Origin of the sequence: Sulfitobacter sp. HI0129 (genome assembly GCF_001635395.1) — a bacterium.
In the GTDB taxonomy this organism is placed as follows: domain Bacteria; phylum Pseudomonadota; class Alphaproteobacteria; order Rhodobacterales; family Rhodobacteraceae; genus Sulfitobacter.
Genome location: NZ_LWGH01000598.1, coordinates 1 through 12,560, shown reverse-complemented (window position 1 = coordinate 12,560; position 12,560 = coordinate 1). Strand labels below are relative to the sequence as shown.

Annotated in this window: 14 protein-coding genes and 1 pseudogene; all 15 read right to left on the bottom strand. The window is 61.3% G+C overall.

Features of this window, described 5'->3' with window-relative positions:
- Nucleotides 1-483, bottom strand: a pseudogene (locus A3764_RS15905) (amino acid ABC transporter permease); the annotation flags it as partial.
- A gap of 1 nt (nt 484) precedes the next feature.
- Nucleotides 485-1,723 carry an amino acid ABC transporter permease gene (locus A3764_RS15900; RefSeq protein ID WP_067924126.1) on the bottom strand — a complete coding sequence of 413 codons (1,239 nt, stop codon included), beginning with the start codon at nt 1,721-1,723 and terminating at the stop codon, nt 485-487.
- A 127-nt stretch (nt 1,724-1,850) separates the two neighbouring features.
- Nucleotides 1,851-2,867 carry an amino acid ABC transporter substrate-binding protein gene (locus tag A3764_RS15895; RefSeq protein WP_067924129.1) on the bottom strand — a complete coding sequence of 339 codons (1,017 nt, stop codon included), beginning with the start codon at nt 2,865-2,867 and terminating at the stop codon, nt 1,851-1,853.
- A 178-nt stretch (nt 2,868-3,045) separates the two neighbouring features.
- Nucleotides 3,046-3,762, bottom strand: coding sequence for an ATP12 family chaperone protein (locus A3764_RS15890; protein ID WP_067924130.1), 717 nt, complete (start codon nt 3,760-3,762; stop codon nt 3,046-3,048).
- On the bottom strand, nt 3,759-4,442 hold the full coding sequence (locus tag A3764_RS15885) for an HAD-IA family hydrolase (RefSeq protein ID WP_067924133.1): 684 nt from the start codon (nt 4,440-4,442) through the stop codon (nt 3,759-3,761). The genes A3764_RS15890 and A3764_RS15885 overlap by 4 nt, the downstream gene beginning before the upstream one ends.
- Nucleotides 4,439-5,488, bottom strand: coding sequence for an RluA family pseudouridine synthase (locus tag A3764_RS15880; protein ID WP_067924136.1), 1,050 nt, complete (start codon nt 5,486-5,488; stop codon nt 4,439-4,441). Before A3764_RS15880 ends, A3764_RS15885 begins: the two co-directional genes overlap by 4 nt.
- Nucleotides 5,485-5,865, bottom strand: coding sequence for a fluoride efflux transporter CrcB (gene crcB, locus A3764_RS15875; RefSeq protein WP_067924139.1), 381 nt, complete (start codon nt 5,863-5,865; stop codon nt 5,485-5,487). The genes A3764_RS15880 and crcB overlap by 4 nt, the downstream gene beginning before the upstream one ends.
- Nucleotides 5,866-5,896: 31 nt before the next feature.
- The gene (locus A3764_RS15870; RefSeq protein WP_067924141.1) at nt 5,897-7,237 is read right to left on the bottom strand and encodes a replication-associated recombination protein A; all 1,341 of its coding nucleotides are present in this window, start codon (nt 7,235-7,237) and stop codon (nt 5,897-5,899) included.
- 191 nt (nt 7,238-7,428) lie between these two features.
- Nucleotides 7,429-7,848 carry a 50S ribosomal protein L17 gene (gene rplQ, locus A3764_RS15865; protein ID WP_067924143.1) on the bottom strand — a complete coding sequence of 140 codons (420 nt, stop codon included), beginning with the start codon at nt 7,846-7,848 and terminating at the stop codon, nt 7,429-7,431.
- A gap of 128 nt (nt 7,849-7,976) precedes the next feature.
- Entirely contained in the window at nt 7,977-8,993 is a 1,017-nt protein-coding gene (locus A3764_RS15860) for a DNA-directed RNA polymerase subunit alpha (RefSeq protein WP_067924145.1), read from the bottom strand.
- A 114-nt stretch (nt 8,994-9,107) separates the two neighbouring features.
- Nucleotides 9,108-9,497: a 30S ribosomal protein S11 gene (gene rpsK / locus A3764_RS15855; RefSeq protein ID WP_067924149.1), complete on the bottom strand. Its 390-nt coding sequence runs from the start codon at nt 9,495-9,497 to the stop codon at nt 9,108-9,110.
- A gap of 15 nt (nt 9,498-9,512) precedes the next feature.
- The gene (gene rpsM, locus A3764_RS15850; protein ID WP_067924151.1) at nt 9,513-9,881 is read right to left on the bottom strand and encodes a 30S ribosomal protein S13; all 369 of its coding nucleotides are present in this window, start codon (nt 9,879-9,881) and stop codon (nt 9,513-9,515) included.
- A gap of 241 nt (nt 9,882-10,122) precedes the next feature.
- A complete protein-coding gene (locus A3764_RS15845) occupies nt 10,123-10,770 on the bottom strand; it encodes an adenylate kinase (RefSeq protein WP_067924153.1) in 648 nt (215 codons plus the stop codon).
- On the bottom strand, nt 10,767-12,143 hold the full coding sequence (gene secY, locus A3764_RS15840; RefSeq protein ID WP_067924155.1) for a preprotein translocase subunit SecY: 1,377 nt from the start codon (nt 12,141-12,143) through the stop codon (nt 10,767-10,769). The genes A3764_RS15845 and secY overlap by 4 nt, the downstream gene beginning before the upstream one ends.
- Before the next feature lie 116 nt (nt 12,144-12,259).
- A partial coding sequence (locus A3764_RS15835) for an uL15m family ribosomal protein (protein ID WP_150122230.1) occupies nt 12,260-12,560 on the bottom strand: 301 nt, incomplete at its 5' end.

Here is a 12,560-nt window from a genome sequence, read left to right as displayed (position 1 = left end):
GATGGGTGTCCAGATCGTACCGCCCCAGATCAGCCAGTAGGCAAGGAACGGATAGATGCCCGTGAAGAACAGGAGCTTTCGCGGCAGGTCGAAGAACAACACCGGGGCAGCCGCCAAGAACATCAGAACGAAGGCGAGCAGCGGGCGCCAGTAAAGCTCAGGCGGATATTTGAACCCGAAGAGCAGCTGGTTCCACCGGTCGGTCAGTACCGAGAAACAGGCAGCCGAACGCCCGTCGAGCACTTCACGGCATTCCGCGAGCGAGCTTGTGGTCCAGACCCCGCCAAGGATCCACGGCAAGGTTCCCGCAAGCACGAGGTAGATCACGTATATCGCCGCCACGGTAAGCAGGGCGTTCAGCGGCGTCGCGAACAGGTTTTCCCGGCCCCATTTGTAGATGCCCCGCTCCGCCACCGGCGGAGGCACGGGCGGCAAAGCCGTTTCACGGACGAAAGCGACTGATTCTGCGTGTGTATCAGACATCTCAGCGCTCCTTCAGCTTCATGGCATTGTTGTAGACGTTCATGACCGCGGAAATGCAGAGCGAGATCACGAGGTAGAACAACATCAGCAGCAACACGCATTCAATGGCACGGCCTGTCTGGTTCAGGGTGATACCCCCCAGTGTCGCAGTGATGTCGGCGTAGCCGACGGCGATGGCCAGCGAAGAGTTCTTGGTAATGTTCAGGTACTGGGAGATCAGCGGCGGAATGATCACCCGGAGCGCCTGCGGCAAAACGACGAGGTTCATCACACGCCGGGGGCGTAGGCCAAGGGCCGAGGCCGCCTCTGTCTGACCTCTGGAAACCGCCTGAATACCTGCACGGACATTTTCAGCGATGAACGCGCCGGTATAGATCGACAGGGCGAACCACAGGGCAATCAGCGGGCCACCGATCTTGATACCACCGCCAAAATTGAACCCGCGCAGTTCGGGAATGTCCCACTGCAGCCCGAGGGCGAAAAGAAGAACGATCACCGGCACGAACCAGATCGCGAGGTTCAGCCAGAAGGTCTTTGGCCGTACACCTGTTTTCGCCTGCTTGTCGTTCGCCCGGGCCGAAACCGCGCGCGTGGCGAACAAGGATGCAACCAGAACGCCGATGACCAGCAGCCAGTTGATCCAGCTCCCGTCCTCTCCGCCAAAGCCACGGGTAAAATACGGACCGGGGACATAGACGCCGCGGTTGGTGAAGGCAAAAAGATCGAACAACATCGAGGAAGACGGCGTGTCCCCCCTGAAGGCGCTGGGGGCCGGCATCACCGCCGTCATGATGGTGAAGATGATGATGATCCAGATCAGCACCGGAATGTTACGGAAAATCTCAACGTAAAAGGCCATCAGCTTGCGCACGAGCCAGTTCTTCGACAGCCGCAGCACCCCTGCGATGACGCCGAAGACCGTGGCGGTCACACAGGCAAGGAATGCGACCAGAAGGGTATTCAGCACACCGACGACCGCGGCGCGCAGGTTCGTGGACTGGCTGTTATAGTCGATCAGCGTCTGGTTAATGTCGTAGCCGGCAGGGCTGTAGAGGAAGTCGAAAGAGATATCGAGCCCCTGCTCCTGCAGGTTCGCCATCAGGTTGGAATAAAGATACCCGAGTGTAAGGGCGAGGACCACGGCAGCGATAACCTGAAGGGTCATCGAGCGGTACCGCGTATCGTTCAACAGCGAAGATAGCCGGAACGAACCCCTTTGGGGGTCGGTAAGTGACGTCATGAAACTGTTCCCTGTGTCCCGGCCGGTTTTTTATGCGGCGCATCGGTAGTGCGAAGGTGGCTCGGGTTCTTGTCGGTCGTCATGGGGTACGAAGGGCGCGGAAATCCGCGCCCTTCGGTCGTGATATTTAGCGGAACGGGGGCGAGTACAGCAGGCCGCCGTCTGTCCACTGTGCGTTCAGACCACGTGCGAGGCCGATGGGGGTTTCTTCGCCGATGTTCTTGGCAAAGATCTCACCGTAGTTGCCTTCGGACATGATCGCCTTCTTGGCCCAATCGGCTTCGAGGCCCATCATCTCACCCAGGTTGCCCTCGGTGCCCAGCAGGCGGGCGACTTCGGGGTTGGTGGTGTTGGACGCCATGTCGCCGACGTTCGCGGATGTCACGCCGAGCTCTTCGGCAGTGATCAGCGCGTTCAGAGTCCAGCGAACCACGTCGCCCCACTCGTTGTCACCGTGGCGGACCAGCGGGCCCAGCGGCTCTTTGGAAACGATTTCCGGAAGCAGCGTGTGCTCATCGGGGTTTTCAAAGGTCGCGCGTGTCGCGGCCAGACCGGAAGCGTCCGTCGTGTAGACGTCGCAGGCACCGGCAAGGTACTGCTGCTGCGCTTCAGCGTTGGTTTCGATCGGAACCGGCTCGTAGTTGATGTTGTTCGCGCGGAAGAAGTCCGCGAGGTTCAATTCGGTCGTTGTACCGGTCTGGATGCAGACGGTCGCACCGTCGAGGTCCTTCGCGGAGGAAACGCCAAGCGCCTTAGGCACCATGAAGCCCTGACCGTCGTAGTAGTTGACGCCGACAAAGTCGAACTTCAGATCAACGTCACGGCTGAAGGTCCAGGTGGTGTTCCGGGCCAGCATGTCGATTTCGCCGGAGGCCAGCGCGGTGAAGCGTGTCTTGCCCGTGGTGGGGATGAACTCGACGGCGGTGGGGTCACCCAGAACGGCGGCGGCAACGGCACGGCAGACGGCCACGTCGAAACCATTCCATTCACCATTCGCATCGGGAGCGGCGAAGCCGACCAGGCCGGTGGTCACGCCGCAGTTCAGCTTGCCGCGCGCTTGCACGTCTTCCAGCGTTCCGGCCGCTGCAGCGCCGGCTGCGAGGCCCGCAAAGGTCAGCGCGCCAAGAAATACGGATTTTTTCATTTTTACCTCTTCCTGATAGTCCGCCACATCTTAGGGCGGTTATTCCGACACCGGGGCGCCGGAGGCGATACTGGCAGAATTGTTCCTGCTCAGTGGTCAGCACTGTGGTCGGAATTGGGATCGGAGGTCAAGTGTCGGATCGGTGAATCTGCCCCGGTTTACGTCGCAAGAGCCGCTCTCAACCGTCCTTTTTTGCAAGATCGAACATCTGTTTGGCGTGAAGAAAGCTCTGCCGCTTCACTTCGGCCAGGGCCTCCGCCTCTTCGTCGGCCCCCCATTGTTCGATCTGCCAGAGTTCATCAAGCCGCGATACGGTCCAGATTTCCTCTGCCTTTCCCGCGCCCAGTGCTGCGGCAAATCCCAGAACGAGCGAGCCGGAAAGAGACACAAGATCGTGAAACGCGGCCAGCTCGAAATCGTTCAATGCATGGGTCCGTCGCGACAGGGCGGCAAGGGCGTCTGCCTCCTGCGGGGCGTGCATGATTCCCGTGCGGGGCGAAAGATCGGCCCCCAGGTCCTGCCGCGCCCAGTCGAGGTATGGGTCCCATTGCGCCTGCTGACGGGCGACCAGTTCTTCCGGCCCATCTGCGCGATAACACAGCAGGTCCGCATCGCCGTAAGCCGCCAGCATCTCGGCCACTTCCGCATGCTGGGGGACGACCTTGTCAACGGCGGCGTTGACCGTCCGCGTGGCGGGCATGGTGCGTGGATCGATGACGCCGTCCTGCGCCATCCATTCGGATGCAACGGCCTCTGCCATTGCGCGGGTGGGCATGGTCAGCGGATTTTTCGCAGGTGTCCGAATGGGCCGCCCGTCAAGCTCGACGGCAAAGCCTTCGTCGGCGGCAACGACTTCTGCCGCTTTCCAGAAACGTTTCGCCTTCCAATCGCTCATGCGGCAACCTTCCATGTTTCTTCCAGCGCGGGCAGCAAGGTATCGAACCCGTCAACGATGCGGCTGGCTGCCGTGAGGTTCTGCACCGGATGGTAGCCCCAGCTCACCCCGATTCCTGTCACACCCGCCGCGGCGGCCATATCCATATCGAGACTCGTATCGCCAACCATCACCGTATCAGCGGGCGCCGCCCCGGTTTCGCGCATCGCCTCAAGGATCATCGAAGGATGCGGTTTTGAAGGATGGAAATCCGCGACCTGCCGGGTTGCGAAAAATCGGCCCAGTCCATGCGCCTCAAGCAACAGGTCGAGCCCGCGCCGCGATTTACCGGTAGCGACGCCCAGCAGCACGTCGTCCCGCGCGGCGAGCTGTTCCAGAGTCTGCAGCGCCCCGGGATAGAGCGGGGAGGACTCGGCAACCCCAGTCCGCGCCCGCAGATCCACATAGGCATCCTTGTAGGCCGCCTCCATCGCCACGTGCAGATGCGCCGGGACATCGGGTGCCAGCACAGCCATGGCCCGGTCAAGCGAGAGGCCAACGATCGACAGAACCGCGGCACGATCGGGTGCGGGCAGCGAACAGGCGGCAAAGGCATGGCCCATCGCCGCGACGATATCCGACTGGCTGTCCACCAGCGTGCCATCGACGTCGAAAATCACCAGCCGCAGGGGTGCCGTCACGCCCAGCCCTCTTCGAAGGGGTCGGCGGGCACATCCGACGCAAGCCATTGAAACGTGTCCCAGGTCCGCGCCATGTGATCGGGCAGAGGTGCCGTGAGGTTCAGCCGCGCCTTTGTTACCGGATGTTCCAGCGTCAGCGAACGGGCGTGCAAATGCAGCTTCTTGGATATGTCGCCACCCAGTTGTGCGCCCCAGCCATCGCCGAGATTGTCCTGCCCCGAGCCGCCGTATTTGCCATCCCCCACGATAGGGTGACCGATTTCAGCCATATGCGCGCGCAGCTGATGCGTTCTGCCGGTGACGGGGATCAACGCGCACCAGCAGGTGCGGTTCGCCGCCTGCGCCAGCACGGCATAATCCGTCGTCGCGCGCTTGGCGCCATCGGTCGTGTCCACTTCGGCGGGATGGATGCAATGCATCTTCTCCCCCTCGCCGCGCGACCCATGGCCCCCGGCCTTGACCAGCCCGAACTTGATCGTGCCGTTCTTGGGGTGCGGAACGCCCGCGACCGCCGCCCAGTAAATCTTCCGGGTTTCGCGATGCCGGAAACTCGCGGTCAGATCGGCCGCCACAGCCCGCGTCCGCGCCATCAGCAACACGCCCGACGTATCCTTGTCCAGCCGGTGCACAAGGCGCGGCTTCTCATCCAGATCGAAGCACAGCGCGTCGGCCAAGGCATCCACATGCCGGTCGGACTGCCCCGATCCGCCCTGCACCGGCAACCCCGGCGGCTTGTTGAGCGCGATCACATGATCATCGCGATAGATCACGCAGCTTCGGATGAACTTGGCGTCCGCGTCACTGATCCGGGTGCGTTTGGGTGGGGGCGGTGCATCGCTGTCGGGCAACGGCGGGATACGGACCTGCTGGCCGACCTCGAGCCGTGTGGCGGCCTTAACCCGCCCCCCATCGACGCGTATCTCGCCCTTTCGGCACATTTTTTCCAGCCGACCTTGCGAAATCTGCGGAAACTGTCGCTTGAACCATCGGTCAAGACGCTGGTCGCCCTCGCCGTCTTCCACGGTTCTGGTCTGGACCCGGCTCATGTCAGCAATCCCCGCATGATGAGCACCCCGGCCATCAGCCCCATGATCGAAAGCCCGACGGACAGCGTGACATATACAAGGGCCGATGCCGCCTGCCCGCGTTCGAGCAGGGTCACCGTTTCCAACGAGAAAGCGGAAAACGTAGTAAAGCCACCAAGGATACCCGTCATTACGAAGGGCGACAAATGCGTCAGCCCCCGCTGGGCCGCGAAGATGACGAAGGCCCCCATCAAAAAGGAACCGATGACGTTCACCGAAAGGATCGCGATGGGGAAATCCCCCGTCGCACCCATCCTGTAGACGGCGACGCCGAAAAGGTACCGCAGAGAGGCGCCGATCGCCCCGCCGAGTGCCACGAGTGTAAGCGTTATGAACATAGGCGGTCCATCGTCCCTGCGCTGCTGGATGTCAAGTTTCGGACGACCGGTCCGTATTGGACCGCTTGCTGCGCAACCGCGCGAAATATTCCGTCCGCTTCTTCAGGTCGCGCTCAAAACCACGTTCGACCGGGGCGTAGAACGCGACGCGATCCATGGTGTCGGGGAAATAATGCTGGCCTGAAAACGCGTCCTCCGCGTCATGGTCATAGGCATAGCCGGCACCGTAGCCCTGCTCTTTCATCAGGCCGGTGGGCGCATTCATGATATGCTTCGGCGGTGGCGCTGATCCGGTCTTGCGCGCCGACTTGCGCGCGGCCTTGTAGGCCACGTAAGCGGCATTGGATTTCGGCGCGAGTGCGAGATAGAGAACCGCCTGCGCCAGCGCCAGCTCCCCTTCGGGGGAGCCGAGGCGTTCATATGTTTCCCAGCCCTGCAGGCAAATGGCCTGCGCCTGCGGATCGGCGAGGCCGATGTCCTCCACCGCCATGCGGGTGATCCGCCGCATGAGATAACGCGGGTCCTCGCCCCCCTCCAGCATACGTGCAAGCCAGTAGAGCGCGGCATCCGGGTCAGACCCCCGCACCGATTTGTGCAGGGCAGAGATGAGGTTGTAATGAGCGTCACCCGATTTGTCGTATTGCGCGGCCCGGCGGGCCAGCCGCGTCGAAAGCGCCCCTGTATCGAGGGGGTCAGCGACATCCCAGCTCACGATCTGCTCAACTAGGTTCAGCAAGGCGCGCCCGTCCCCGTCGGCCATTTCCAACAAGGCGGAACGCGCCTCGGCGGTCAGGGGCAGCGACCGGCCAAGCTCCTCTTCCGCCCGGATGGCAAGCTGTTCGAGGCTTTCGACTGACAGCCGTTCCAGCACCAGCACCTGCGCGCGGGAAAGGACCGCGGCATTAAGCTCGAATGACGGATTCTCGGTCGTGGCCCCTACCAGCAGGATGGTGCCATCCTCCATATGCGGCAAAAAACTGTCCTGCTGGGCCTTGTTGAAGCGATGTATCTCGTCGACGAAAAGCAGCGTCCCCTGCCCCTTTGCAGCACGCAGCTTGGCCGCCTCGAAGACCTTGCGCAGTTCGGGAACCCCGCTAAAAATGGCACTGATTTGCACGAAATGCAGATCGGTTTCATCAGCGAGCAGGCGTGCAATGGTCGTCTTTCCAACGCCCGGCGGACCCCAGAAGATCAACGAGGAAAGCGCCCCCGAGGCCAGCATAGTGCTCAGCGGAGCCTCCGGGCCGATGACACCGGGCTGCCCGATCACCTCGGACAGGCTCTTGGGTCGCAACCTGTCGGCAAGGGGCCGATGGCCTGCCCCCCGTTCCGGGACCCCTTCGTTCATCTGGCTGTCAAACAGGTCCGCCATATCCCACTCCGGTCTGCACATGGCCGCGTCCGGCCAACCGTGCTTCGTTACTACTACGTATTCCCCATCTTGCGTAGGTACGCCACCTGCTGGTCAGCGCCCTTCCAAATGGTTGAAAATCCTCGCCGAAGGCAAAAAAGCAGAAAGCCCCGCAAAGCGGGGCTTTCCAGCAAACGGGTTGCCCCGGTTGATCAATCCTCGGCAGAGGCCTCAGCCGCGACGCGCGCCTTGTCGGCGGCACCTTTCGCGTCACGATCACGGTCCACGAATTCGATGATCGCCATCGGTGCCATGTCACCATACCGGAAACCGGCCTTCAGAATGCGAACATATCCACCCTGACGGTCTTTGTAGCGCGGGCCCAGCACGTCGAACAGCTTCGCGACGTACTGGTCTTCCTTCAGCTTCGACGCGGCCTGACGGCGCGCGTGCAGGTCGCCCCGCTTGGCGAGCGTAATCATCTTTTCGATGATCGGGCGCAGTTCCTTGGCCTTGGGCAGGGTTGTCTTGATCTGCTCATGTTCGATGAGCGAGCCTGCCATGTTCGCCCAAAGCGCCTTGCGGTGCTCATGTGTGCGGTTGAGGCGGCGGTATCCACGTGCGTGACGCATGTTCTATCTCCTAATGTTGCCCTCTACGGGCTGTTTTGCTTTGTCCGGCCCGCGATGCGTGTCTTGGGCTCTCCTTGGGGCCAGAGGCCCGGAAACGCTGCGGCAGGTATGACCCGCCGCAGTGAATATCAGAAGGAATCCTCGAATTTCTTCGCCAGATCCTCGATGTTGTCGGGCGGCCAGTCCTCGACGTCCATGCCGAGATGCAGACCCATGCCCGACAGCACTTCCTTGATCTCGTTCAGGGACTTGCGGCCGAAGTTCGGGGTGCGGAGCATCTCCGCTTCGGTCTTCTGGATCAGGTCGCCGATGTAGACGATATTGTCGTTCTTCAGGCAGTTTGCCGACCGCACGGAAAGCTCGAGCTCGTCCACTTTCTTCAGCAGCAGCGGGTTGAACTCCAGACCGTCGTCGTCATCCTGACGGGACGCGGACTCGGGCTCGTCAAAGTTGACGAAGATACCAAGCTGGTCCTGCAGGATGCGTGCGGCAAAGGCCACCGCGTCATCGGGCGTGATGGAGCCGTCGGTCTCGATCTTCATGGTCAGCTTGTCATAGTCGAGCACCTGACCTTCACGGGTCGGCTGCACGTCATAGGACACCTTCTTGACCGGCGAATAGATCGCGTCGATCGGGATGAGACCGATGGGCGCGTCCTCGGGCTTGTTCTTGTCGGCAGCGACATAGCCCTTACCGGTGTTGACCGTCAGTTCCATGTAAACGTCCGCCCCATCGTCGAGGTGGCAGATCACGTGGTCCCGGTTCAGAATTTCGATGCCGGAGGATTCGCTGATGTCGCCGGCCGTGACGACGCCGGGACCAGTGGCTGAGATCGACAGACGCTTCGGCCCTTCGACTTCCATGCGCAGGCTCACGCCCTTGAGGTTCAGGATGATGTCGGTCACGTCTTCGCGCACACCGGCGACCGAAGAGAATTCGTGCAGAACGTTGTCGATCTGAACGGATGTGATGGCGGCACCCTGCAGCGAGGACATCAGCACGCGGCGCAGGGCGTTGCCCATGGTCAGGCCGAAGCCCCGCTCGAGCGGTTCCGCCACAACGGTCGCCTGGCGTGCGGGGTCATTGCCCGGCTTCACGTCCAGCTGTGTCGGCTTGATCAGTTCAGCCCAATTCTTATGGATCATGCGTCCCTCCATTCTTGTCCGTGCCTCATGTCCAAACGGCACGAACGCTCGAGGTTTCAAAAAAGCGTTTCGGGGCCGCGCACGTGGCGCAGCCCCTGTTGACAGTCCTGTCGCTTAGACGCGGCGGCGTTTGGGCGGACGGCAGCCGTTGTGGGCCATCGGGGTCACGTCACGGATCGAGGTGATGTTGAACCCGGCAGCAGCCAGAGCGCGCAGCGCGGATTCACGACCCGAACCGGGGCCCTGCACTTCGACTTCCAATGTCTTGACGCCATGATCCTGCGCTTTGCGGCCCGCGTCCTCGGCGGCCATCTGGGCGGCGTAGGGCGTGGATTTCCGCGACCCCTTGAAGCCCATGGTGCCGGCGGAGGACCATGCAATCGCATTGCCCTGAACGTCGGAAATCAGGATCTTGGTGTTGTTGAAGCTGGAGTTCACATGCGCAACGCCGGCGGCGATGTTCTTGGAAACCTTCTTCTTTACGCGTGTCTTTTCACGTGCCATCGGTCAGACCCTCCCTTATTTCTTCTTGCCGGCAATGGCCTTTGCGGGGCCTTTGCGGGTGCGAGCGTTGGTGTGGGTGCGCTGACCACGGACAGGCAGGTTGCGACGGTGGCGCAGGCCACGGTAGCTGCCAAGGTCCATCAGGCGCTTGATGTTCATCTGGGTGTCGCGGCGCAGGTCGCCTTCGACGGTGTAGTTTTCATCGATGTGCTCACGAATCTTGAGCACCTCCGCGTCGCTCAGCTCATTGACGCGACGGGAGGTTTCGATGCCAACGGCTTCGCAGATGGCTTCGGCGGAGGAATTGCCGATGCCGGTGATATAGGTGAGGGCGATGGGAACCCGCTTTGCAGTCGGGATGTTTACGCCGGCAATACGTGCCACGTGTCATATTCCTTTTCGTTGCGGGTCCGTCATGCCAGACCCTTTTTTCACAACGTGAAGCCCGAGGCGGATTGCCTACGGGCTACAGCTGATCAGGTGATCTTGTAGGGAGCGTGATCGGCGCCCCGCACAATTCGATTCTCTTGCGAGATAGCGCTGGTTAGGGCGGATTCGGGGGGAGGTCAACCCGCCCCTTCGTCAATAGAAGGGACGCTGTGGAAACCGCGCCCCCAACCGCCGATCAGCTATCGAGGATGGAGGCGATAGAGGCCTGAACCTCTTCGATCGGCGCGAGGCCGTCGACAGGTTTCAGCAACTCATGTGCGAAATAATATCCCAGCAACGGCGATGTCTTCTTGTAGTATTCCATCAACCGGTTGCGCAGGCTTTCCTCGTTGTCGTCCGCCCGGCGCCTGAAGTCCGCCGCCCCGCAGTTGGAGCATTTGCCATCCGCTGGCTGCGGCTTCGTCACGTCGTGGTAGACTTCACCGCACTGCCCGCAGGTGGAACGCCCGGCAATCCGCTGGACGAGCACTTCGTCCTCGACCCGGAGTTCGATAACCGCATCGAGCTTCTGCCCCATCTCAGCCAGCAAATCCTTGAGTGCAACGGCCTGCATCAGGGTCCGAGGGAAACCGTCAAAAATGAAGCCGCCTTGGTCGCCACCAGCTTCGAGCTTTTCGCGGATCAGGCCGATCACGATTTCGTCCGTGACCAGATCACCACGTGCCATCACGTCGGCGACCATCTTGCCCATCTCGGTACCGCTGTCCTTGGCTTCGCGGAGCATGTCGCCAGTGGAAAGCTGTACCATGTTCCGTGTTTCAACAAGGTGCCGCGCCTGCGTGCCCTTCCCGGCGCCCGGAGGCCCAAGCAGAATAATATTCATCGACGTACCGGGCTCCGTTTCTTGCGTGTACCTTTGCCTCTCCCTGCACCTTTACCGCGCAGTTGAGAACGTTCAAGCAGACCTTCGTATTGATGGGCCAGCAAATGGCTTTGGACCTGCTGGATTGTATCCATCGTGACGGAGACAACGATCAGTACCGAGGTGCCCCCGAAATAGAAGGGAATGGCGAACTGCCCGCGCAGAATTTCAGGCAGCAGAACGACGGCTGCAAGATAGGCGGAACCCAGAACGAGAACGCGGTTCACCACGTACTCGAGGTATTCCGCCGTACGCTTGCCGGGGCGGATACCCGGGACAAAGCCGTTCTGGTTCTTGAGGTTCTCCGCCACGTCATCGGGTTTGAAGCTGACGTTGAACGTGTAGAAATACGCGAAGAACACGATCATCGCGACGAGGAACAGCAGATAGAGCGGCTGACCGGGGCCGAAGTTGGCCAGCATCCACGACATCACCGGATTGGTGGAATTGCCCGAGAATGTGCTGATCGTGACCGGCAGCAACAAAAGCGACGATGCGAAGATCGCGGGGATGACGCCCGCCGGGTTGACCTTGACGGGGAGGTGAGAGGACCCGCCGTCATACATCTTCATGCCCACCTGGCGGCGGGGGTACTGAATGTGGATCTTGCGCAGTGCGCGCTCCATGAAGACGACGAACATGATCGTCAGGATCACCATGACCAGCACGCCCACGATGACAGCAGGGCTGATGGCGCCCGACCGGCCCGAGGCGAAGAACTGCGCAATGGCCGCCGGAACCTCGGCGATAATGCCCACAAAGATGATGAGCGAAATGCCGTTGCCGATACCGCGTGCGGTGATCTGTTCACCCAGCCACATCAGGAACATCGTACCGCCGACAAGGGTAATGATGGTGGACAGACGGAAGTAAAGGCCGGGGTCGGCGGCGATATCCCCCGCTTCGAGGCTGACGGCGAGGCCATAGGCCTGCAACGTGGCCAACGCCACCGTACCGTAGCGCGTATACTGATTGATCTTCTTGCGCCCCTGTTCGCCCTCTTTCTTTAGCTGTTCCAGCGACGGCACCATCGAGGTCAGAAGCTGAACGATGATCGAGGCCGAGATATAGGGCATGATGCCGAGGGCGAAGATACCCATCCGGCCCAGAGCACCACCGGTAAACATGGAAACCATGCCGCCGATCCCCTGCCCCGCGCTTGCCATGAACTCGCGCAGCGCAGAACCGTCGATGCCCGGAACGGGAATGAAGGTTCCCAGCCGGTAGACGATCAGAAGGCCGAGCGTGAACAGGATTCGGTTGCGAAGATCGGTCGCCTTACCCAGCGCGGACCAGCTGGTGTTGGCGGCCATGTTCTCGACAGCAGATACCATTGTGGGGCTCTTTTCTCTTGCGAAAACGCCGCCCAGGCCGTTTTCCGGCGGGCGGCGTTGGGAAAACTCAGGGTTATGTAAGCGGGACGGCTCCCGCTCACAAGGCTAATCCCGGATCAGGCTGAGGCTTCTGCCGCTTGGGGCGCCGTGACTGTAACGCTGCCACCGGCCTTTTCGACCGCTTCAATGGCAGATTTGGATGCGCCGGCAACCTGCAGATCGACCTTGGCGGAAAAATCGCCCTTGGCCAGAACCCGGATACCGTCACGCTCGCGGCGCACGAGGCCAGAGGCGACCAGTGCAGCACCGTCGATGGCAGAACCCGCATCCAGCTTGCCCGCGTCGATAAACTTCTGGATCAGGCCCAGGTTGACGACGGCGTATTCCTTGCGGTTCGGCTTGTTGAAGCCACGCTTC

Coding starts and splice junctions, on each gene's coding strand:
- A3764_RS15900 (WP_067924126.1), bottom strand. CDS start 1,723: ATGACGTCACTTACCGACCCCCAAAGGGGTTCGTTCCGGCTATCTTCG.
- A3764_RS15895 (WP_067924129.1), bottom strand. CDS start 2,867: ATGAAAAAATCCGTATTTCTTGGCGCGCTGACCTTTGCGGGCCTCGCA.
- A3764_RS15890 (WP_067924130.1), bottom strand. CDS start 3,762: ATGAGCGATTGGAAGGCGAAACGTTTCTGGAAAGCGGCAGAAGTCGTT.
- A3764_RS15880 (WP_067924136.1), bottom strand. CDS start 5,488: ATGAGCCGGGTCCAGACCAGAACCGTGGAAGACGGCGAGGGCGACCAG.
- crcB (WP_067924139.1), bottom strand. CDS start 5,865: ATGTTCATAACGCTTACACTCGTGGCACTCGGCGGGGCGATCGGCGCC.
- A3764_RS15870 (WP_067924141.1), bottom strand. CDS start 7,237: ATGGCGGACCTGTTTGACAGCCAGATGAACGAAGGGGTCCCGGAACGG.
- rplQ (WP_067924143.1), bottom strand. CDS start 7,848: ATGCGTCACGCACGTGGATACCGCCGCCTCAACCGCACACATGAGCAC.
- A3764_RS15860 (WP_067924145.1), bottom strand. CDS start 8,993: ATGATCCATAAGAATTGGGCTGAACTGATCAAGCCGACACAGCTGGAC.
- rpsK (WP_067924149.1), bottom strand. CDS start 9,497: ATGGCACGTGAAAAGACACGCGTAAAGAAGAAGGTTTCCAAGAACATC.
- A3764_RS15845 (WP_067924153.1), bottom strand. CDS start 10,770: ATGAATATTATTCTGCTTGGGCCTCCGGGCGCCGGGAAGGGCACGCAG.
- secY (WP_067924155.1), bottom strand. CDS start 12,143: ATGGTATCTGCTGTCGAGAACATGGCCGCCAACACCAGCTGGTCCGCG.